Origin of the sequence: Streptomyces sp. NPDC047042, assembly GCF_040644035.1 — a bacterium.
In the GTDB taxonomy this organism is placed as follows: domain Bacteria; phylum Actinomycetota; class Actinomycetes; order Streptomycetales; family Streptomycetaceae; genus Streptomyces.
In genome coordinates, this window is sequence record NZ_JBEYVP010000054.1 from 26518 (window position 1) to 47573 (window position 21056).

26 protein-coding genes are annotated in these 21056 nt (G+C 70.5%); 20 read left to right on the plus strand and 6 right to left on the minus strand.

The window, feature by feature from the left end; all coding sequences use genetic code 11:
- Positions 1-2: 2 nt before the first annotated feature.
- From ABZ855_RS42450 to ABZ855_RS42465, 4 genes are all read right to left on the minus strand, one after another.
- A complete protein-coding gene (locus ABZ855_RS42450; RefSeq protein ID WP_360817360.1) occupies positions 3-689 on the minus strand; it encodes a hypothetical protein in 687 nt (228 codons plus the stop codon).
- Positions 689-997 (minus strand): DUF6112 family protein, encoded by a 309-nt coding sequence (locus ABZ855_RS42455; RefSeq protein ID WP_061334899.1) that lies wholly within the window; start codon positions 995-997, stop codon positions 689-691. Before ABZ855_RS42455 ends, ABZ855_RS42450 begins: the two co-directional genes overlap by 1 nt.
- 247 nt (positions 998-1244) lie before the next feature.
- Positions 1245-1601 carry a hypothetical protein gene (locus ABZ855_RS42460; protein WP_360817363.1) on the minus strand — a complete coding sequence of 119 codons (357 nt, stop codon included), beginning with the start codon at positions 1599-1601 and terminating at the stop codon, positions 1245-1247.
- Between the two features lie 311 nt (positions 1602-1912).
- Entirely contained in the window at positions 1913-3046 is a 1134-nt protein-coding gene (locus tag ABZ855_RS42465) for a C40 family peptidase (protein ID WP_360817366.1), read from the minus strand.
- Between the two features lie 516 nt (positions 3047-3562).
- Here ABZ855_RS42465 and ABZ855_RS42470 point away from each other — a divergent pair.
- The 20 genes from ABZ855_RS42470 to ABZ855_RS42565 all read left to right on the plus strand — a co-directional run bounded on the left by ABZ855_RS42470 (position 3563) and on the right by ABZ855_RS42565 (position 18161).
- Complete coding sequence (locus ABZ855_RS42470; RefSeq protein ID WP_360817368.1) at positions 3563-4318, plus strand: site-specific DNA-methyltransferase; 756 nt, start codon at positions 3563-3565, stop codon at positions 4316-4318.
- Positions 4319-4560: 242 nt separating this feature from the next.
- Entirely contained in the window at positions 4561-5103 is a 543-nt protein-coding gene (locus ABZ855_RS42475) for a DUF4913 domain-containing protein (RefSeq protein ID WP_360817477.1), read from the plus strand.
- Positions 5100-5585, plus strand: coding sequence for a hypothetical protein (locus ABZ855_RS42480; RefSeq protein WP_360817371.1), 486 nt, complete (start codon positions 5100-5102; stop codon positions 5583-5585). Before ABZ855_RS42475 ends, ABZ855_RS42480 begins: the two co-directional genes overlap by 4 nt.
- 18 nt (positions 5586-5603) lie before the next feature.
- Positions 5604-6302: a hypothetical protein gene (locus ABZ855_RS42485; protein WP_360817374.1), complete on the plus strand. Its 699-nt coding sequence runs from the start codon at positions 5604-5606 to the stop codon at positions 6300-6302.
- A 17-nt stretch (positions 6303-6319) separates the two neighbouring features.
- Positions 6320-7069, plus strand: a complete 750-nt coding sequence (locus ABZ855_RS42490; RefSeq protein ID WP_360817377.1) for a hypothetical protein — start codon at positions 6320-6322, stop codon at positions 7067-7069.
- A 181-nt stretch (positions 7070-7250) separates the two neighbouring features.
- Positions 7251-7574: an SH3 domain-containing protein gene (locus ABZ855_RS42495; RefSeq protein ID WP_360817480.1), complete on the plus strand. Its 324-nt coding sequence runs from the start codon at positions 7251-7253 to the stop codon at positions 7572-7574.
- A 99-nt stretch (positions 7575-7673) separates the two neighbouring features.
- On the plus strand, positions 7674-8150 hold the full coding sequence (locus ABZ855_RS42500) for a hypothetical protein (protein WP_360817380.1): 477 nt from the start codon (positions 7674-7676) through the stop codon (positions 8148-8150).
- The gene (locus ABZ855_RS42505) at positions 8147-8590 is read left to right on the plus strand and encodes a hypothetical protein (protein WP_360817383.1); all 444 of its coding nucleotides are present in this window, start codon (positions 8147-8149) and stop codon (positions 8588-8590) included. Before ABZ855_RS42500 ends, ABZ855_RS42505 begins: the two co-directional genes overlap by 4 nt.
- Before the next feature lie 10 nt (positions 8591-8600).
- On the plus strand, positions 8601-9014 hold the full coding sequence (locus ABZ855_RS42510) for a hypothetical protein (protein ID WP_360817386.1): 414 nt from the start codon (positions 8601-8603) through the stop codon (positions 9012-9014).
- Positions 9015-9055: 41 nt separating this feature from the next.
- Positions 9056-9898 (plus strand): winged helix-turn-helix transcriptional regulator, encoded by an 843-nt coding sequence (locus ABZ855_RS42515; protein WP_360817389.1) that lies wholly within the window; start codon positions 9056-9058, stop codon positions 9896-9898.
- A complete protein-coding gene (locus ABZ855_RS42520) occupies positions 9895-10413 on the plus strand; it encodes a regulator (RefSeq protein WP_360817392.1) in 519 nt (172 codons plus the stop codon). Before ABZ855_RS42515 ends, ABZ855_RS42520 begins: the two co-directional genes overlap by 4 nt.
- Positions 10410-11645 carry an MFS transporter gene (locus ABZ855_RS42525; protein WP_360817395.1) on the plus strand — a complete coding sequence of 412 codons (1236 nt, stop codon included), beginning with the start codon at positions 10410-10412 and terminating at the stop codon, positions 11643-11645. The genes ABZ855_RS42520 and ABZ855_RS42525 overlap by 4 nt, the downstream gene beginning before the upstream one ends.
- A gap of 36 nt (positions 11646-11681) precedes the next feature.
- Positions 11682-11984 (plus strand): hypothetical protein, encoded by a 303-nt coding sequence (locus ABZ855_RS42530; protein WP_360817398.1) that lies wholly within the window; start codon positions 11682-11684, stop codon positions 11982-11984.
- A gap of 55 nt (positions 11985-12039) precedes the next feature.
- Complete coding sequence (locus tag ABZ855_RS42535) at positions 12040-13293, plus strand: ATP-grasp domain-containing protein (RefSeq protein WP_360817401.1); 1254 nt, start codon at positions 12040-12042, stop codon at positions 13291-13293.
- A complete protein-coding gene (locus tag ABZ855_RS42540) occupies positions 13290-14453 on the plus strand; it encodes an MFS transporter (RefSeq protein ID WP_360817403.1) in 1164 nt (387 codons plus the stop codon). The genes ABZ855_RS42535 and ABZ855_RS42540 overlap by 4 nt, the downstream gene beginning before the upstream one ends.
- Positions 14450-15103 carry an HAD family phosphatase gene (locus ABZ855_RS42545; protein WP_360817406.1) on the plus strand — a complete coding sequence of 218 codons (654 nt, stop codon included), beginning with the start codon at positions 14450-14452 and terminating at the stop codon, positions 15101-15103. The genes ABZ855_RS42540 and ABZ855_RS42545 overlap by 4 nt, the downstream gene beginning before the upstream one ends.
- A 47-nt stretch (positions 15104-15150) precedes the next feature.
- Positions 15151-16023: a DUF317 domain-containing protein gene (locus ABZ855_RS42550; RefSeq protein ID WP_360817409.1), complete on the plus strand. Its 873-nt coding sequence runs from the start codon at positions 15151-15153 to the stop codon at positions 16021-16023.
- A 41-nt stretch (positions 16024-16064) separates the two neighbouring features.
- A complete protein-coding gene (locus ABZ855_RS42555; RefSeq protein WP_360817412.1) occupies positions 16065-16559 on the plus strand; it encodes a hypothetical protein in 495 nt (164 codons plus the stop codon).
- A 199-nt stretch (positions 16560-16758) separates the two neighbouring features.
- Positions 16759-17091: a hypothetical protein gene (locus tag ABZ855_RS42560; protein WP_360817415.1), complete on the plus strand. Its 333-nt coding sequence runs from the start codon at positions 16759-16761 to the stop codon at positions 17089-17091.
- A 62-nt stretch (positions 17092-17153) separates the two neighbouring features.
- Positions 17154-18161: a SpaA isopeptide-forming pilin-related protein gene (locus tag ABZ855_RS42565; protein WP_360817418.1), complete on the plus strand. Its 1008-nt coding sequence runs from the start codon at positions 17154-17156 to the stop codon at positions 18159-18161.
- 321 nt (positions 18162-18482) lie between these two features.
- Here ABZ855_RS42565 and ABZ855_RS42570 read toward each other — a convergent pair whose 3' ends face one another.
- Positions 18483-20081, minus strand: coding sequence for an IS1634 family transposase (locus ABZ855_RS42570; protein WP_360817421.1), 1599 nt, complete (start codon positions 20079-20081; stop codon positions 18483-18485).
- Positions 20082-20210: 129 nt separating this feature from the next.
- Complete coding sequence (locus tag ABZ855_RS42575) at positions 20211-21056, minus strand: sugar nucleotide-binding protein (protein ID WP_360817424.1); 846 nt, start codon at positions 21054-21056, stop codon at positions 20211-20213.

Genomic DNA, 21056 nt, shown 5'->3' on the forward strand with positions numbered 1-21056 from the left:
GGTCACTGCGTGACGCTCGGTGCGATGGCGGCCAGGGTGCAGTCGTGATTCGGGCGGCACTGGACGGCGAGGGTCACGGCCCGTTCCTCGGCCCCGCCGCCGCCCTTCTTCCAACTGAGCGTCTGCTTGCCGTTGACGGTGACGACGTAGATGTACGCCTCGGTGATCGCGGACGGGTCGTCGGCCAGCGCCTGCTTGAACGCGGAGGGGTAGTGGCCCTCAGTGACGCCGGCGGTGGCGTGCTGGTCCTGGTCGGCCATCCGCGACCACAGCACCGGATCGGGCACCTGGCCGGAGACAGAGGCCCAGTCGGCGTACTTGGTCTCCGTGGTCATCCAGGCGCGCATGCCGGCGAGTTGCTGGTCGCGGCTGGTGTCGCGGGTGTCGTAGGACCACAGCATCTGGGCCGCCGCCTTGGCGTAGGCGACCGGCTCGGCGATCTGCGGAGGCTGGGACACCGACCCGGATCCGGAGGAAGGCTTCGGGGCGGCCTCGGAGGAAGACGGGCTGCCACTCGGGGCGGGCGCGGCGGTGTCCGGGGCCTGAGGGCCGTTGCCTCCGCCAGTCAGCAGGGCGACGACCCCGGCGATGGCGAGCAGGACTGCGACGGCAAAGGCGACGATCGCGATGCGCCGGTTGGCCGACCAGCCACTGCCATACGAAGACAGGGAGGGGAATCGTTTCTCCATCAGTGCACCTGCGACCCGAGGGTCGAGAAGAACGCGACGATGCCGTTCGCGGCGCCCAGGCCCAGGGCGGCGCCCGCGGCCACGACCGCGCCCTTCTTCCCGTTGGCCTCGGCCTGGTGACCGCCCGTGTGGTGGCCCCAGGCCCACACGCCGAGCGACACAGCGAGGGCGCCGACGACGGCGATGATGCCGAACAGGTTGATCGAGTTGACGACGTTCTTCAGCACGCTCAGGCCGGGCAGGCCACCGCCCGACGGCGTGATGCCGGGATCGTAGGCCAGGTACTGCACGGTTTCGAGTAGGGGCAAGGAGGCTCCTTGGGCACGCCGAAACCCGGCGCGCGGGAATCACAGAAGGAAAGGGAGGAACGAGGCAGCGCCTCGTAGAAAGGGAGGGCAGACACCGTGCAGGAACCGGCTGGCCCGGGCGGCGTCCGCGAAGAGACGACATCGCTCGCACGAGGACGCAGCAGGTGCCGCGCCGAGGCTGCGGACCGAGCTGGTGCCCCCAGCGAAGGCGCGCCGGCTCAGGGGCCGAACCGGCCGTGGGAGACCCCTACTTTGGGATCGACGGCTTCGGAGCGGGGTTGGTCTTGTAGGGGTTCGCGCAGTTGTAGATCATGTAGCCGCGGATCTTCTTGCCGTCGGACTTCCGGGTGACGGTGCCGCGGGTGTACCAGGTGCGCTCGGACTTCTTGTACGCCCACTGGTCGTAGAGGACGCGGTCGTGCCGGTAGCCGATGCCCACGACCGTGGACGTCTTCGACGGGGCCTTGCGGATCTTGACCGCACTGCAGCTGATGGTGGTGGTGCCGGTGTCGTACGCCTGTGCCGTGGTGGCGGTGGCCAGGCCGCCGGCTGCGATGGTCAGGCCCAGAGAGGCTGCCGCGAGGGCGCGGTGGCGGGTTATCAAGGATGCTCCGTACTGTCGGGGGAATCTCGGTCAGGGATGGTGCGCCTGGGCGGTCGCGCCCCTGTAGGTTCCGAATTTGATCTGTCGTCCGGTGTTGGACTGACCTGCGGCTTCGTGCCGCTGTCCGGGCGGTTTGTCAGCGGATTCGTCCAGCCGATCTGTCGAATTCCTCAGCTGACACGGCTCGTTCGGGCTCGGCTGACAGATCTCTCGGACGGCCGACCTGTGCGTTCGTCCCTGTGGCTGACAGTTCGATGACAGATCGCCTGGACACTGACAAAATGGATCGGAACCTACAGCCCCGGCCGATATCAGAGGACGCGGCGGGCGGCGAGAATCGTCCAGTCCTTGATCGGGGTGATCCGGACTGGCTTGGTGGTGCGCGGCGCCTCGATCACGAGGCCCTCGCCCATGTACATGCCGACGTGCTCGGGCCGTGCGGCCGTGCCGCGGCTGAAGATCAGGTCACCAGGCTCAAGTTGGGCGGGCGAGACCGCTTTGCCTTCGTTGACCTGCGTGTACGTGGTGCGGGTGAGGGTGACGCCGGCGTGCGCGTACGCCTGCTGCATCAGGCTGGAGCAGTCGCAGCGGCCCATGGGGTCGGGGCCGTGCGCGTTGGTGCAGGAGCCGCCCCACTGGTAGAGCGTGCCGAGCTGGTGCATCGCCCACTCGATGGCCGTGCGCGCCTTCGGATCGGCGTCCTTGGGGATCGCGTAGCCCTTCGGGACGCTTCCCTCGGGGATACGGCCGAAGCCGGAACCGTCCTGGCCCGGAGCACAGCCGCTCGTGCCGGTCGACGATTGCTCGCCCTGGTCCGCGTCCTTGCTGTCCGCGTCGGTGCCGCCGCCCGGGAAGGTTTTGGCGATGGCATCCTGCAGCGCGGTGGCCAGGTTCTCCCACTGCGCATACGCGTCGGGGTAGGCGGATCTCTGCACGGCTTGGGCGGCCTGGGCGACGGTCATCTGCTGCCAGCCGCTCACCTTGAGCAAGTGCTTGTAGAACTGCTCGGAGGCGTAGACCGGATCGCGGATCTGCTGGGCACTGCCCCAGCCCTGGGAGGGACGCTGCTGGAACAGGCCGAGCGAGTCCCGGTCCCCGTAGTTGAGGTTGCGCAGCCGGCTCTCCTGCATCGCGGTGGCGAGCGCGATGATCTGTCCCTTCTTGGGGACGTCGAGCGAGAGCCCGGCGGCCACGATCGTCGCCGCGTTGGGGACTTGTTCGGCGGGCAGGTCCAGGCCCTCGACATGGACGTTCTTGCCGGACGCGCCGTCGAGAATCTTGGTGACCTGCTCGGCGACCTCGTCGGTGTCGATGTCGGTCAGGCAGTTGCTGAAGGAGCCGCTGCTCTGCACGGCGTCGGCGGAGGAAGCCAGCATCATGCCGGTGCCGGCGATCAGGATTGGGGAGAGGAAGACGACGCCGATGCCGGCGGCGAGCGCCTTCAACCGGAGCGGATCGCTCGCCGGTCAGCGCTTTCGGGCGTGGGTGGGTGGCGAGACGTCATGAGCGTGTCCTTCGGGGTGCAGTGTCCGGCCGTGCCGCGTGCGCGAGGCGTGATTGGAAGGGCGCGGCGGCCGGGGTGGGCGATCGGAACGGGCCGGTGTGGGCGAGTTGCCGCTCGCTCCGCGTGGCCGGGCCGTGAGCTAGGTGTGCCGGGGCAAGGGGGTACCTCCGTGAGGTGGGGCGGGGAATAGCCAGCGGCGGTGTGCGCCGGGCGGTTCAAAAACAGTAGGCCCAGATCGGCGGTTGACCAAAAAGCTGGCGTGAGGTACCGGAATCCGGCACCTCAGCAATGCACTTCTTGGTCGTCGGCGTTTTCGCCTCTACAGTTTTTGGACTCCCCCCTCGCCTTCCTCGGTCTGTGGCCTTGGGCTTCTGCATGCCCACTCCCGGCCCGCGAGGATTTCTGTGCGAGGCGGTGAGTTCTCTCCGCGACTCCGCACCCGAATAGGGGTTCCTCTTTGCCTTTTTCCCTGCACCAGGGCGACGCCCTCAGTGTTCTCGCCGGCCTTCCGGACGGCTGCGTCCACTCCGTCATTACCGATCCGCCGTACAACTCGGGCGGTAGGACCGCGAAGGAGCGCACCACCCGCTCCGCGAAGCAGAAGTACACCTCCGCCGACGCCCAGCACACCCTGCCGGACTTCACCGGCGAGAACATGGACCAGCGCAGCTACGGGTTCTGGCTGACGCAGATCATGACCGAAGCCCACCGCCTCACCCGCAGCGGCGGTACCGCGCTGCTGTTCACCGACTGGCGCCAACTCCCGATCACGACGGACGCGATCCAGGCGGCCGGATGGCTGTGGCGCGGGGTACTGGCCTGGCACAAGCCGCAGGCACGGCCCCAGAAGGGCCGGTTCACCCAGAACTGCGAATTCATCGTCTGGGCCAGCAAGGGGGCGATCGACGGCTCCCGGAACCCCGTCTATCTGCCCGGCCTGTACTCGGCCTCGCAGCCCTCGGGGGCGAAGCGTCAGCACATCACGCAGAAGCCCGTCGAGGTGATGCGCGAGCTGGTCAAGATCAGCCCCGAGGGCGGCACGGTGCTCGACTTCTGCGCCGGCTCCGGCTCCACGGGGGTGGCCGCTCTGCTGGAAGGCAGGGACTTCATCGGCGTGGAGAAGACCGAGCACTACGCGTCGATCGCGGCCGACCGGCTCACCGAAACGCTCCGCGAGACCCTCACGCAAGACGACGTGATCCTCACCGCCTGAGCCGCGAGCGCGCTTCCCGTCAAGGCGACCGGCGCCCCAGCCGGCAATCCGACGAAGCGGACTTGTAACTCGCCGTCCGGGTCCGGGCATCGCCGCTTCCGTCTTCCTCACATTCCGCGTCTCGTAGGAGGCCCAACTTCTTCATGCCCGAACCCATAAAACCCCCTGCCGATGGGGAGTTGGAGCCGGTACGCATTCCCGATCCACAGTTGGAAGGAATCGAGGCGAGCGTCCGACGGCTCATGGAGCAGTCGGCGCAACAGGCGCAGCAACTCGACCACCTCGCGTCCGCCCCAGCGCCGAGCGGATCGCCGTTCGCCGCGTTCGGCATGCCGGGGCTCGGCGGGCCGCCTGCCGCCGCTCCGCCCGAGCCCCGCCCGATCCTGGAACTCGACGGGGAGGAACGCGAAGACGAACTCGACGCCTTGTCGGACTGGATCGACGACTTCTTCCTCCCGGTCTACGGGGCGGAGGTCACCACCGCAGCGCCCTGGTGCCTGCAGTGGCAGGAGCACGACGACGTCGTGGCCTGGCTCCACGCCCTATGGCTCGCCTACCAGCAGCACAAGGACCCCGAAGCCGGATTGAGCGGCCTGTTCGTGTGGCACCGGGACTTCCTCACCCACGCCCTTGCGGCGATCCGCGCACCGGGCGGGCCGCTGTCGGCCTGTATGACCTCTCCCGACCGGCCCGCGCACCGTCTTCTGCCCGGCCCGCCGCCGTCCGCGCGCACGGAGACGGCGGCCACGGCGGAAGCCGGCGGGCCCGCAGAGCCGACGTCATGACCGCGGGAGTGGGACAGCCCGCCTTCGGACTGAGCTTCGACCCCCGCGCGCTGACCGATCTCCTCCAAGCTCCCAGCGATATCCGCGACCTCACCCTCGCCTACCTGCAGGAAGTCGTGAACGCGCAGCGCTTCGGGCTACGCCTCGACGGTGACCTGGTGGGCTACCGCAAGCTGTTCGTGGACTCGCGCAAGGACTGGCGCGTCGTCTACGGCGTCCGCCCGGCGCCCGCGGAGTCCGCGCACCCAAAGGAGATCCACGTCGTCGCCATCCGGCCGCGGGCGGGCAACGACGTCTACGACGAGGTCGGCCGCCGCCTGGGGATGACCCGCCGGCCGCTGAGCGCCCGCACCCACGCGGCACGTTCGCGCTCCCCGCAGCTGACCACCCGCGGCCCCGTGCCCCGGCCCGGTCCGCCGCCCACCGCACTGCCGGGTCTGCCCCGTCCCGCACAGAACCCCGCGCACCATCACACCCGCTGAACGTACGGAGCGTCGCCTATGTCCCCTGCACCCGCGCCGACACCAGCCCGGCGTGCGGTCTCCCCGCTCGACCACCGCATCGAAGCCGTCACCGGCCACGACATCGACACCCTGTGGGCCTACCGCGACCGCGGCATCCTCGACGAGTCACATGCCCACCTGGTCGACCGGCACCGCGAGCTGGCCAAGACCCAGACCGGCGTCACCTTCTACCTCCGCCTCCTCCACCGCCTTTCCAACGGCGAGTTCGACGTCAACGACGCCTTGTTCACACGCATCAACCGCACCGTGGACCAGCTGGAGGAGGCCGCCGGCGCACGGAACGCCGCCGCCGGGAAGGTACTCGCAGCCCTGGAGCCCATCGAGGCCGCCGCAGCGGCCCCGGCGCCCGGCGCGAAGCCACTCGCGACGGACGACCAGGCCGCGCTGCTCGCCATCGCAGGCGGCGCCAAGCTCTACGAACACCTGCTGACCGGACGGATATCCGTCACCGCCGCCTCCGGTACCCGCATCCCACACGCCAAGCTGCAGCGACTGGAGGACGCCGGCCTGGTCGTCCGGGATACCGACCGCCCCCTGCACGCCGGCCAGCCGGTCGCACTCACCGACGCCGGACGCGCCGCGCTGTTCGCCGCCCGTCGGACCCCCACGACCCAGGCACCCACGCCCCCGGCCCGCCCCGGCACAGCGCCGTCCACCCCCGTGCAGCGGCGCTGAACTCCACCGAAAGGCCCTTGTTGCCCCCTACCGAACCGGCGCCCGCCCGGAAACCCATCCCCCACGTCGACTTCGAGCTGGACGACTTCGACGCCGACGAGAAGATGTACCTCGACTTCTACCGCCAGGTCTCCGTCCACGAGGACATGCTCGTCCCCCTCGCCGCACACCACACACCCAACGGGGCGCACAGCTACTACGTCCTCTTCGACCGCACCGCCACCTGGGGACACCCTGGTATGGCGCAGCTCCTCGCCGTGCACCTGCAACGGGACCGAGAGAAGCGGACGTTCACCTTCGAGCAGGCCGCCATGCCGCTGCCCGCGATGGCGCAGTCCTGGCTCATCCACCGCGGCTGCCCGCAGAACGCCATCGGCCTCGACCCCGAGCTGGGGCCACCGCCGGCGGACGAGGCCACTCGTGCGCTGGAGCGACGCCTCGCGGGCGACGGCGACCACTACGCCATGGGCTACTCCTACACCCGCGACGACCCGGACGACACCGTCACCGTCGTGGCACTGCGCGCCCTGGACGAACGCGCCCCCAGCCCGTTCCGCGTCGTGGTCGAGGAAGTCGACACCCACGCGTGGACGCACACCCTGCGCGAAGGCGGCTTCGACACAGTGGGCGAGGCCCTGCAGTGGTGCGACAACCGGCTCACCGGCGAGGCCGGTCCCCTCCCGCCGGTCCGCCCCGCAGCCGCAGCCAGCAGCCCTGCCGGTGTGGCAAAGGCCCCTGCTCCGCGCCCGCCCGGCCGTTCTCGCTGAGCACCAAGGCCGACGCGGGCAGCGCAACATAGCCGACGATCGCCGGTTAGCCAAACCGGCGATTCTCCGGACTCTTATACAGCCGCCGGGACAACTCCCGCGGCGCCATTCCACGCAATCCCTATGCCTTCACGGAGGTTTCTTCCGCATGCGCTCCACCCGAATTGCCATATCCGCGGCGATGCTCGGAACACTCGCTCTGCCGATGCTGTCCACTACGCCCGCGAGCGCGGCCCCCGCCGCCGCTGCCTCGACGGCCACGAGCATCGTGACGCCCTGCCCGGACCTCCCGCCGCTGCCGTACAAGGTCCACGCGTCGGCTGTGACCATCCGGTCCAAGGCCACCACGAAGTCCACCGCGCTCGGAGTGCTCTACAAGAGCCACAAGTTCACCGTGCACAAGAAGAGCGGCAACTGGCTCTACATCACGGACAAGACGACCAGCGTCAAGGGCTGGGTCTCCGGCACATACGTGTACCGCGACACCCGCATGTGCCTGGACTGACAGACATTCAGCAGGTGCCCTAAAGCAGTCGAGTGACCGGGCACGGCCGCCCCTCATATTCCCCCAGGCATCGGCCCATCCAGAACAGGAGTTTCCCTTTTGTCCGACGGCATATCCGATGACGCTGAGGATGTCGTGGGCGTGCTCACCGAACGGATCGAAGCGCGCTTCGCCATGGACATGGACCAGTTGAAGGCCGCGGTCTCCGCCGCGCCGACCGCGCATCCTGACGCCACCGAGGTCGTCAGGTGGCACGGCCTTCTCGTCGAGGCCCAGTTGGTGCTCGACCGCGCTGAGGACGACCTCCTCGCCGCGCTGGAAACCCAGCCCAGCGAGGTCGACGACCCGACGATGGGCCTTGCCCACCGCGTGAACGCGGCCGTGACCACACGCGACGGCCGGGCCCTGGTCGTGCGGTGGCTCCTCGACCCGGACGCTCCGGGCAAGAAGGACCTCGCCGCCGAACGCCTCGCCCGTCTGCGCCCCCGAACCGGGCCGGCGGTACACACCAGCGCTCCCCACCGACCCGCGGGCACACCCGCGTCGGCGTGGCGGGCGGGAAGGCCCGTCCGGTGAGCCGGGACAAGGCAAGCACCATGGACGGCGACCTGCAGAAGGTCTTCGGGAACCCGGTTCCCAAACTATACGAGGCGGCTGTCGGACCCGACGCCTCGCCTGCCCTCGCCCGTGCCCTGGAACTGCGCTCCTTCCTGGCTCTGACCGAGGAGCAGGTCGCCCGCGTCCGCGACCGCGTGCACGCGGACATGGATCCGGACCGCGACATGGGCGAGCTGTCAGCGGACAAACTCCGCTTCGACGCGCAGTGGCTGGAGGCGGCGCTGGATGCCCGCGACGGCTACCGCGCCGCCCTCGGCGAGCTGCTGCGCACCATGCCTCCACCCGACCAGCGGGCCCGTCCCGTCCGCACGGCACAACTCAGGGTCACCGCCGCCCTGCCCCCGTCCGCCGCCCCGGCACCTCAGCGTGCCGCGGCGGCCCGGGCCCGCCGACCGTGAAAGCCCCCGCTTGTCTCACCTCACGTCCACCGACATAGCCGGACGGATCGAGGACCTCTACGGCGCGCCGCTCGCCGACCTCGAAGCCCACGCCCAGGACCAGCCGCCCGGCATGCTCTCCGCCCTACTCGGCATGCACGACGACCTCGCCCTCGCCGAGCGCAGCATCGACTTCCACCGCGACTACCTCGCCCGGCTCGTCCACCCCGAGCGGCAGATCAGCCGGCATGAGGTCTCCCACCTTCTCGACGGCTCTCGCCGGCTCGCCGAGGCAGTCGCAGTCCGCGACGTCCAGGCCAAGTCGGTCGCCGCCGTTTTGCAGAGCCTGGCCCGCGTCCCAGCACCAGTGCCGTCCCCGCCGACAGCTTCGCCGCCCGTTCCGGCTCCGCCTCTTCCGGTCCAGAGCACGGCGCACAGCCGCTGATCCGCTGGCGTTTTCCCATCCCCACTCCAGGAGTTCCTCCCTTGGCCATCACCGCCCTGCCTCCCGACACCGACGCCGACATCGCCCGGGTCACCGAGGCCCTCGCCATGATCACCCCGCGCTGGAACGTGAGGATCCTGCTGGCACTCTCCGGCCCGCCGCTGCGTTACAGCGAGCTGGCGGCCAAGGTGTCCTGGCTGCAGAACGGCCAGCTCCACCCCAAGCTCAAATCGCTGTGCGACGCCGGACTCGTCGAGCGCACCGAACACACCGCACGGCATGTGACCTACGGCCACACCGAGCGCGGGGTCGCCCTGCTGCCGGTCCTGCCGATGATCGTCACCTGGGCCGAGGAGCACCTGGAGAAGGCGGACCGCCCGCTGCCCGCGATCGAGCAGATCGAGGACAGCCTCACCCTGCTCACCCGGCGGCACGCCGCCGCCATCCTGTGGGTCCTCAAGTCCCGCGAGGAAGTCAGCGGGCGGGCCCTGGCCCGGATCGTGATGCCCAGCAGCGACGGGACCAACGTGTACCCGCCACTGCGGCAGCTCGTCGCCGACGGCCTGGTCGACACCGAGGGCCTCGGCCAGCCCTACCGGCTATCCACGGCGGGCGACGGCCTGAGCCCCGTTCTCGGCGCCCTGTCCGCCTGGTCCGCCGGACAGCCCCTCAACAACGCGGCCCAACACCCGGTCTGGGGGCACCCGCAGGCCAAGCCCGCGCCGAGGCCGTGGGTCAGCAGCCAGCCCCGGCCGGCACCCGCAACCCTCCCGCAGACCCGGACGGGTGAGTCCTCTCCGACGTGGCACAACCGCGATCTCTTCTCGCACGCCACCCCTGCCCGCCCGCAGGCGGCCATCCCGGCGGGAGGTCCGCGCCGATGACCACCCCCTTCACCACGGCCGAAGTACGCAACGCGATCGAGCTGCTGGCTTCGCGATCCTTGATCCGCCTGGTCACCGAGATCGACGACAACGGGGCGATACCTCCCAGGCGGCTGGCCGGTACCCTCCCCGACCTCTCCTCGCACCAACTACGCCGCGCTACTGAGACGGCCCGCGCCCACGGTCTCGTCCGGACCGCACCCGGCACCGGCCTGGAACTCACCGAGCAGGGCTCGGAGTTGACCGACCTGTACGACACGGCGGCGCGCTGGGCCCGACACCACGCCTACCCGGCACCGGTTTGCGAGTTCAGCAGTCGCGTCCGCCACGTCCTCGACCTCCTGGCGCCCACGCTCACGACCGAACGCGCCGACGGTCACCCGCGGCCGTCCGCCGCGCGGCTGCCCAGCGACGAGGCCGAAGCGGACCTTGTCCGTCCCCGCACCCTCCTGATTCAGTGGCTGGCCGGCAACCCTCAGATCACCTGGGTGCCCGAGCCCGAGCCGGCCGCGTGAGCCCAGCGGTTACACCCCGGCATGCACGCCACAGCGCCGGGCTGATGCGCAGCATGTACCTGCCGCGCACGGCGGACGCCCTCGCGTTCGCGATGTGCACCTACGGCATCCCGCTGCTGGTCCTGGCCACCACGCGCTCCGCCGCTCTGACGGGCGCCGCGTTCGCCCTGGAGTGGATCCCGCGGCTGGCGGCGTTCGGGTGGGCCGGATCCATCGTCGACCGGCGCGGGGCGGCAGTCGTCTTCCACCTCGCCTCCCTGGGACGCGCGCTGGTCCTCGCCGCCGGCGCAGCTTTGCTCCACTTCTACCCGTCCGGCACCGCGGCGAGCGCAACGGTGTTGGTGCTCGCGGCGACGACCGGCGTGCTCACCGAGTTCAGCTACATCGCGGCCGAGACCGCGGGCGCTGCCGCCGGCCGACAGGCAGGAAAGCGGGCCCACCGCGTCCAGGCTGCCCTGCTCGGCATCGACCAGACCGCGACCCTGGCCGGCCCGGCCCTCGCCGGAGTGCTCCTGCTCGCCGGGGCGCCGACGATGCTCGCGGTGATCACGGTGCTCTCGCTTCTCGCCGCGATGCTCGCCCTGCGCACACCCCCCTCACCCGTTGCCCCGGCCGGCGCGCAGAGGGGACGGTCCGGCGCCGGACTCCTCACCGGGTGGCGCACGATCTGCTCTCTTCCGGCACTCGGCTGGCTGGTGACCGGGCTGACCCTGTCCAACCTGGCCACCGGACTTCTCCAAGCGGCCGGTCCGGTGATCGTCGTACAGCACTTCGGGCAGTCCACCACTGCCGTCGGCCTGGTCTGGTCCGCCGCCGCCGGAGCGACGCTCCTGAGCGTCACGATCTGCTGGTTCGCGCTCGACCGCCTGGGCCTGTGGCCGGTCGGCGCTGCCTGCGCCGCCCTTGCCTCGCTCGCCTGCCTCGCCGCCGCCCAGGCCCCCGACTACTGGTCCTACCTGGTCCTGGTCGCGGTCCTCATGGCGGCCGACGGCGGCATGACGGTGGTCCTGCGCACCCTGCGCTCCCGCCTGATCCCCCCGGAGAAGTTCGGCAGCACCCTGTCGGCGACGATCCTCGTCCTCCTGCTGCCCTTCCCCGTCGCCGGCGCGCTCACCGCCCTCACCCCGCCCGATGCGCTGGGCCACGTCATCACCGTCTGCGCCGGCCTGCAGGCCCTCGGCCTGTTGTACGCGTTCGCCCGCCTGCGCGCCGATCCCGCCCTGTGCGCCTGACCCTGTCGCGCTTTTCTCCAGCCTGTGGAGAACCTCATGCCCGCCACGATCCTCGGGACGAACCGCGCGAGCGGTCGCACCATCACCGAACAGTTCCACGCCTTCGACGCACACAATCCGCACGTCTACCGCGCTCTGGAACGTATGGCCGCCCGCCGCCTGGCCGCCGGCGCCACACGGGTCAGCCTCAAGGACCTCTTCGAAGAACTGCGCCGCCAACTCCCGTACGGCGTCGCCGGGCTGAACAACAACTTCACCGCCCTGTACGCCCGCCGCCTGATCGACGACCACCCTCGCTGGGCTGGCGTGTTCGAGCTGCGCCGACGCCGGGCCGCCTGAGACACCCCTTTTCTCTTCCCTCGTCCTGCCGCCTACCGACTCGGAGAAACCCTTCTTGTCCGCTCGCCCCCTCGTCCTCGTCGTCTCTCCGGGCGATGAGGCGGATCGCGGCTACTGCCTTGAGCAGGTGGCCGCCGCGTATGACATCGTCCTGCTGACCGGCACCGAGCCGTCGTGGGAGAAGCCGCACATCGTCGACCACGCCGTCGCCGATCTGAACGACACCACTGCGCTGCTCGCCGCAGGCCGGGCTCTGGCGGAACGACACGACCTTGGCGGCGTCGTCACCTGGGACGAATGGAACCTCGTCCCCACCGCCCGCCTCGCCCGCGCGCTCGGTCTGGCCGCGAACTCCGTCGAGGCGATGAGGGCCTGCCGCAACAAGGCCACCGCCCGCACGTTGTTCGCCCGCCACGGAGTGCCGTCGGCCGCGTCGATGAAGGCACGGACCCTGCGGGAGGCTGAACTGGCGGCGAGGACCCTCGGCTTCCCCGCCGTCATCAAGCCCGCCGCATCGGCCGGCAGCATCGGCGTGATCCGCATCGACCGGCCCGAAGAGCTGCCCGCCGCCTTCCAGTTCGCCTCGGCCGGCGCACACCGCAGCCGTGCCGACAGCGGCGTCCTGGTCGAGGAGTATCTCGACGGACCGGAGGTCTCCGTCGAATGCGTCACCCACCGCGGCACCACCACCGCCGTCGCCGTGACCCGCAAACGCCTGGGTCCCGCACCCTACTTCGACGAGACCGGCCACACCGTCGACGCCGCCGATCCGCTCCTCGCAACGGTGGCGCCGACCGCCGCTGCTGCCATCAAGGCCCTGGGAATCACCGACGGCGTGCAGCACGTCGAGATGCGCCTGGTCGGCGGCCGGCCCCGGCTGATCGAGGTCAACGCACGCCTGGGCGGCGACATGATCGGCCACCTCGTCCACCTGGCCACCGGCGTCGACCTCGCCCGGGCCGCCGCCGACATCGCCTGCGGACATACCCCCGACCTGACGTCCACCCGCCACCAGGGGGCGGCGATCCGCTTCATCTACCCCGCCTACTCCGGCACCCTCACCGCCCGCCGCCTGAAGGCACACGTCGAAGGAGTGGTGCGCGTGCGCTTTCAGCGACAGGCCGGCGACCCGCTCGTACTGCCACAGGACGGCGGCGATCTGTACACCGCCCGCATCGGCTTCCTGATCACCACCGGGCCGACCGCCGCTATCGCCGAAGCACGCGCCCAGGAGGCGTACCGCACCCTCGACGTCCAGGTCGCCCCGGTCCCGCCGACGGCCCTGACTATCGGGCAGCGTGCCGCGTGAGACAGACCGCAGCGCCCGAGCTGGTGCGCAGCCGCCGCCTGCTGACCGGGTACTTCGCCGGACTGGGTGTGGTGATGGCCATCTGGGGCGCGCGCATGCCCGCCGTTCAGAACGCCGCCGAGGTGACTACAGCCGGGCTTGCCCTGGTCCTGCTGGCCGCCGCCCTCGGCATGGTCGCCGGACTCCAGGCAGGCGGACGCCTCGCCCGCCCGGCCCGACTGCCCGCGCTGCTGACCGGCGGTGCCATTGCCCTCGCCGCCTGTCTTGCCGTCCTCGGGCTCTGCTTCAGTCTGGAGAGCCTCCTGGCAGCGGCGTTCACCTTCGGCATCGCGCACGGCGTCCTTGACGTCGCAGCAAATGCCGCAGCGGTCCGCTGCCAGGACGCCCACGGACGCCCCATCATGGGTCGGCTGCACGCGAGTTACAGCCTCGGCGCCCTCCTCGGCGCCGCACTCGCCGCCACCACCGCCCACACATCACACACCGTTCTGTTCGCCGCAGTGGCAGCTGGCGCCGCTGCAGCGGCAGGCGCGACCACGCGACTCACCCGCACCGTCGCCAGCCCCGCACTCGAGCCCGTCCACCACGGTGCTGCACCGACCTCGGACAACCGGAAGGGGTTGTCCCGGCGTCGATTGTGGCTGCTGGGCGCACTTGCCGCCGCCACACTGCTGGGTGAAGGAGCCGCTGCCGACTGGGCCTCCGTCCACCTGCATAACCTCGGCGCGACAGCCGCGACCAGCGCCGCGGCGTACGGCTGCTACAGCGCCGCCATGGCCGCAGGCCGTCTCGCCGGAGACCGGCTCACCGCCCGCTTCGGCGCGGACACCGTCGTGCGCACCGGCGCCGCTTTGGCCGCGCTCGGCCTCGCCACCGGACTGGCCGGCTCCACCACTGCCTCTGCCCTCTTCGGCTGGACGGCCTTCGGCCTGGGCCTGTCCGTCACGATCCCCAGCCTGATCACCGCCGCCGGCACTGGCGGACCCCGCGCGGTCGCCACCGTCGCGGTCACCGGCTACGTCGGCCTGCTCGCCGGCCCCGCCCTCATCGGCGCTCTCGCCACCGTCACCGCACTGCCGCACGCGCTGCTGCTGCCCGCCCTCCTCGCCGCAAGCGTCGCCGTGCTCGCCCCCAAAGCCTTGGAGAAAACGACCCCTTGACCCGCACCTCCGCCTCCCCGAGCGGCGTGGACGCCCTGATCCTCGACTACAACGGGGTCCTCGGTCTCCAGCCCAGCACCGCCATGTGGACCCGTCTCGCCGACCTCGCCGAGTGGCCCGACCGGCATCTTCCCTCGTTCCAGGACGCCTTCTGGGCTCCCCGCAACGCGTACGACGCAGGGGAACTGAGCGATCTGGCCTACTGGGCCAAGGTCCTCGGACACCATCCCGGCCCGCGGTGGCTGCGCACCCTGCGGGCTGCCGACACCGCCATGTGGACCCGCACCGACCCGCGCGTCCTCGATGTCCTGTACCGCGCCCGGGCCGCGGAGCTGCCGATGGTCCTGCTCTCCAACGCCCCGGCCCACCTCAGCGACGTCCTGGACGCCACCGTCTGGCGGCGCGAGCTGATGGACTACGCCTTGTACTCCGCCAGGCTGGGCCTGTGCAAGCCCGACCCGGCCGTGTACGAACACGCCCTGGCCGCCACCGGAGTCGCCGAGCCAGCACGCGTGCTGTTCGTCGACGACCGCGAGGACAACTGCCGGGCCGCCGCCCAGCTGGGCCTGCGCACCCTCCACTACACCGGCCAACCCGCCCACCTGGAACGACAGTTGCTGCCCACCCTCGCGGCCAGCACCGGTTCCTGACCGCGCACCGCGCCGCTCACCCCCTGCCCCAAACCCTCAGGACTTTCGTGCCCGACACCGAAGAGATCGACGGCGACGTCTACGTCTCCCCCCGCTACCTCGCGGCCAGCACTTACACCGGAGACCCGGCTCTGGAACCGCTGCTCGCGCTCGGCTTCGACCTGCGTCACGACGACCTCGGCAACGCATACGTCACCGCGCCCGACCACCGCATCCGACTCGGATTCCTGCCCGAGGGAGACGACGACGGACTGTGGAGGATCAACGCCTACCGTGACCGCTTCGGCCCGCCCACGTGGGGCGTGAGCTTCAACGACATGGCGCCCACGGAGTTCGTCACTGCCTTCACTACAGCCCTCGCCGAGGCATACACCGCTGGCCCCGACACCTATCTCGCCCCGCCCGACCTGGAGGACCCTGAGCTCGGCGCCTTCGACGCCGTGGTCCCGCTGATCAAGAACGGCTGGCAGTTCCAGCACCCGGGCTGGGGCGTGATGGAACTGAAGCCCCCAGACGGGATGGCCACCTGCGAATACACCACCGGCCGCCTCGACCCGGAGAAGGAACTGACCACCCTTCAGGCCCGCTGGCACCTGTGGGGCGGCCCCAAGAGCGGCCACGCCCGCTGGTACGCCACTGCAACCACCCACACACCGACCGCCCTGGTCAAGGCCATCACGCAGAGCGTCGCCGACCCGGCACCGCTGGCGCGCTGGAAGGACGGCATGCTCCCCTGGCTGCGCGAGTCCGCGCAGCTCACCCCTGTCATGCCACCCGCACCGGGAGTTCCCACGCCCCTCGATGTCCAGCGCGCCGCCGCCCGCCGCCCGCCGGCCCTGGGGACCCGCAGCGTTCCGCGCTGGAGCACCACCACCGTCGCCACGGCTCCCGCCGCGGCCCGTACCGGCCCACGCCGCTGAACCGGCCTCTCCTGCCCCGCACGTCAGAAGGCAACCCGTAAGTGTCCCTGCACGCCCAGCAGTTCTTCACCGAACACCTCACGCTCCCGTTCACCGAGAGCACCGTCGTCGGCAACACCTACTACGCCACCCCGCTGCCCAACTCCGTACTGCGGCTGCGGATCGACTTCTCGCGCACCATCCGCGAAAACGAGTACGACGGTCTGCGCCTGGCCGTCGTCCACCCCGAGAAGGGGGACGTCGACGCCGTGGTCCTCACCTTCGACGAGCACGACACCTTCACCCGGCGCGACGCCGCACGTGAGGTCCAACCCGGCTACAGCGGCTACGCCCGCATCCTCGACCTGCGCCACCACAACCGCCAGCCGCCGTGGCACGGCGCGGACGTCAGCGGACTGCGGGCCGCGATCGAGCAGTACACGCAGATTTGGTTCCCCGGATCCTGGAAGACCACGGCGCGCACCCGGCCGGCGGCCCGTACGGCGCGCAACATCCCCGCAGCCCAGGCCAGCCCCACAGGAACCCGAACACGCTGACCCGCTCCCCGAACACGGAGACCATGCCCCCGCCCCGCTGGCTGGCCCTCCGGCGCCGACCGCAACCCGAGGCCACCCGCACCGCCGAACCCGAGTCCCACACTCCGCCGGGACCGCAGGCCCCTGGCTCACGGACCCGGACTTCTCCGCCCGGCTGCGTTCCGCCACGCTGACCCTGCTCTACCTGGTCGAGGACGTCATGAACGACGACTTCACGCTGCCCGAGGCCATCGACGGCTTCCGCTACCACGCCGCCGACCTGCTCAACATTCCTGACCAGTACGGCATCCTCGTCGAAGCCGAGGCAGCCGCCCAGATCGTCCAAGCCGCCGGCCTGCCCGTCGGCCCGATCTTCGGCCCCACCATCGCCCAGGGCCTGGCCCGCATCGAGACACTGCCCATCGAAGACCAGCAAACACTCATACGAACAGCGGCCCGCCGCTACGCGACCACCGCGCCGTCACGCCGCCCGGCACAAACGCGTCAGGTACCGGCTGCCCCAGCAGTTCAGCCTCCGCGCCGTACCCGCTGACCGGCCTCACCCTTCAACCGACGGGCAGACCCGCCCGCGTCCCACTCAGGAGAGTCCCCTTCTTGCACACCCGCTCTGCCCGCCGTCTTCCCGTCGCAGCCGTCACCCTCGCCGCCGTGGCCGGCACTGTGTCTCTGGCACCGGCCGCCGCGGCACAGACCTCCGAGCCGACCCCGTCCACCTCCGCTGTCCCGTTGAGCGCGGCTGAGACCGGCGGGGTCACCATCCTGAAGAAGGATCCCGGAGGAGACGTCCTCCCCGGCGCTTCGTTCAGCCTGCTCGACTCCGAAGGCCAGCAGGCCGCCAGCGGCGAGACCAACGCCGACGGCCAACTGGCCTTCGAGGACCTCTCGCCGGGGGTCTACCGGCTCAAGGAGGTCTCCAGCGGCAGCCCGTTGCATGACGTCGTCGACGATCAGGACGTCATTGTCACCCCCGGCGCGGACACTCCGCTGACGATCATCGACCCCTTCAAGCCCGCCACGGTCACGGTGAAGGCCAGGGACAGCAAGAGCGGCATGCTGCTGCCCGGATCCACTGTCAACGTCGGCACCGGCGACACCACCGTTCTCACGGTCACCACCGGCGCAGGCGGCACCGCCTCCGCCAAGTTGCCCGTCAACAGCCGTACCGGCACCACCTTCTGGGTCAAGCAGACCAAGGCACCGGCCGGATACGAGCTCTACGAGCCCTCGAAGAGCTTCACCGCCAAGCCCGGCAGCCCGGTCACCGTGACCGTCACCAACGCCAAGACCACCAGCGCAACACCGGCGCCCAGTTCCTCCGACAGGCCGACCACCGACGAGTCCACGTCGGGCAAGCCGAACCGGGACCAGGGTGATAGCACGCCCTCGTCGTCCACGTTGACGTCCGACACCGCGGTCGTCGCCAAGACTGCGACGAGCACGGCGGCCCCCGCCCTCAAGGGCACGCTCGCCCATACCGGTGCTGACGCCGCCCCATGGCTGCTCGGCGGCGCCGGCGTCCTCCTCGCCGCCGGGGGAGGCGCCGTCTTCGCGGCACGCCGCCGCCGAGTCGATGACGACAGCGACGGCCCTTCCCTGGGCTGACACACCCTGCTAGCAGCCGCTATAAACCCCCGGAGTCCTCGCGATTCCGGGGGTTTCGCGCTTCCGATAAACGGGCTCTCTGGTGGACGTCGCAGTACGGGCCAGAAGTCAGTTGAGGATCACCGCTCGGCAGACGGTCGTTGCGGGGTCGAGGAGCTGCTCCTCATGCCACTTCTGAAGGTTCGGCATGCCGCGAACTTCGAGATCGGAGACAGACAGCCGAACCCCGTACCTGATCTGGCCGCGGATTCTGTACAGGCTTCACTCGCTTGGGCCGTGGTGGCCGCGGCCGTCTAGCCCCGGACTTCGCGGGTCACCGTTTCAGGTCTGTGGCCAGCGGGTTTGTCCGATGTCGGTGTCAAGGAGGTCGAGGAGGTGGAGTTGGACGCCGCGGGTGACCTGGACGGTGGGCGGGTCGGTGACATTGCCGATCCGCAGGGTGAGTTCGCCGAGGTGGTAGAAGATCATGCGGCCGGTGGGGCGGACCCGGCGGTTGTCGGGGTAGAGGCCGCTCATGGTCTGCTTGGGGCCGAGCGCCCGTCTGACCTGCCGCTCGATCAGGCAGAAGACCAGCAGGGCCAGGCAGATGACCTGGATCAGGGCGGCAACGCGCCGGTTGTGCTGCACGAAGACCGGCGCGATCGCGAGCGGTCCCTTGAAGTCGTGGTAGCGGCGCTCGACCGCGCCCTGGCCCTTGTAGTGGATCAGGGCCCCGGCCGGGTCTGCCTGGTCGGCGGGGACGGACGTCAGCAGTGCGTACCAGCCGTCGACAGCAGCTTCGGCGTCCAGCACGCCGGTGTCGAAGTGCCAGGCCAGGACCGGGGTTCCGCTCTCGTTATCGGTGACAGTCCAGCGCAGACAAGAGGTGACACGGCGCTTGGCGGCGATGACACCGATCCGGGCGACGATCTTCTCCCGGGTCTTGTAGTGGCGTCCGCCGGCCGCAGCGGTGAGCTTGTTCAGGTCCTCGGCGGCCCTGGCCAGGCGTTTGTCCCGGGCGGCTTGCTGGCCGGCCGCGTTCGCGGTGGAGTGGACCAGGATCCGCCGCACGGTGAGCGGCGGATCGCTCTTGCGGGGCCCGGTCAGGGTGTGGGTGTCCTCCAGCACGCGGTAGGTCTCGCGCCGCTCGGCGGGCTTGCCCGCCTCCCGGTCCGGTGTCCAGTCCACGACGGTGGCCTGCGCGAGATCGAGAGCGGCATAGACCTCGTCCTTGACCTGCACGGCCGGGGCCGGGGCGATGAACTGAACCCCGGCTGCCAGCAGGGCACGGACGTTGGAGTAGGACACCAGCTTGGAGTCGGCGACCATCAGGAAGTCGCGCTCACCGGCCATGGCCCGCAGGTCCTTCATCGCGCCGACGACCTGGCTGACCTCGGCCGCACCGCCGCCGAAGACCCGGGCATGGAGCGGGATGCCGCCGTCGGCCGACACCGCGAGCCCGGCCTGGACCTGCTTCAGATCGAAGCGCCGGTCCTTGGGATGCCCGTAGCCAATGACGGGGAAGTCCCCGTCCTGACCCTCAACCGGGAAGGCCCCGTGCACGGACATGCTGGTCATGTCCCAATGCATCCGGGCCACATCGATCCCGAACTCACCGATCGCCCGCGCCCCGACCGTGCCCGCGATGTGCTCCAGGTGCGGAGCGATCGCATCCAGTGCCCGGGCCAGACGATCATCATTGAGCAGAGCGGGCTCGATCCCGAAGACCTCCTCCACCGCCCAGCACCGGGCCCAGTCCTCCACCCGCACCAGCGGCGCGGGCGACGTCAGCCGGTTGGTCACCAACGCCTCGATCACCTGCCCGTGCGTCACCAGCGCACTCGCACCACCAGGACACACCTCGTCGACGATCCCGGCGACGTCCAGCCGGCGCAGAAACTCGGCAGCGACAGGCAGAGCGCCCAGACGCTTCTCCACCACGGACGTCACCGCCACTTCAAAGCGCTGACGTTCAGACCGTGGCCGCGGGGACCGGGAAGTCATCGACACACCCGGCCTAACGCCACCACCCCGGCCCGGGACACCCCCGGGCCGGTCACACCATACGAATCAGCGACCCGCGAAGTACGGGTCTAGCCGAAGGAACTCGCGGGCACCCCGGAGCGTGGTCCGCAAACGCTCCTGTGTGGCGCAGCTGTCGAGGCGAACATCGAGGGGGCTGGGCAGCGGTGTGTCGGCGCGTCGCCCAGCAGGCAGCCGCGCGGGGTCCAGCCCATCGCGCCGGGCAATCAGCAGGCCGAGGTCGTAACGGCTGAGGGCGTCCGGTCCGGCGAGGTGGAACACGCCAGCCGCGTCGGACAACGCGAGCTCCAACAAGGCGGCGGCCAAGTCCTCGACGTGCACCGGGCAGCGGATGTCATCGGTAAACAGGACGCCGTCACGCGTGCCGGCCGCGAGGGCGTGTACGGCGCGCTCGTGCACCGAACGGCCGTGCCCGATGATCAGTGAGGTGCGGGCCACGGCGGCGCTCGGCACGAGGAGTCGCACGGCCGTCTCGGCAGCGGCCTTCGCCGCGCCGTACGGGGTGATCGGGTCCGGAACGCACGTCTCGTCGTAGTGGACGCGAGCACCGGAGAACACGGCGTCGCTGGAGACATGCACCAGGCGGCAGCCTTGCTCCGAGGCGGCCATCGCGACGCGGACCGCGCCGTCTGCGGTGACCGCCCAGTCGGACTTGCCGCTCGATGCGTTGATGACGACCGGAGCAGCCACGTCGCTGATTACACTGGCGACCCGGGCGGGGTCTCGGACGTCGAGGGCATGCCACGTGACCTCCAAGGCGGCGTCGGGGCGGGTGGTGGCGAACGTCGCGGCGGTCTCGTGCCCCGCCGCCGTGGCCAGGCGGACCAACTCGGTACCAAGGAAACCGCTGCCGCCTATGATCAGAACCCTCAT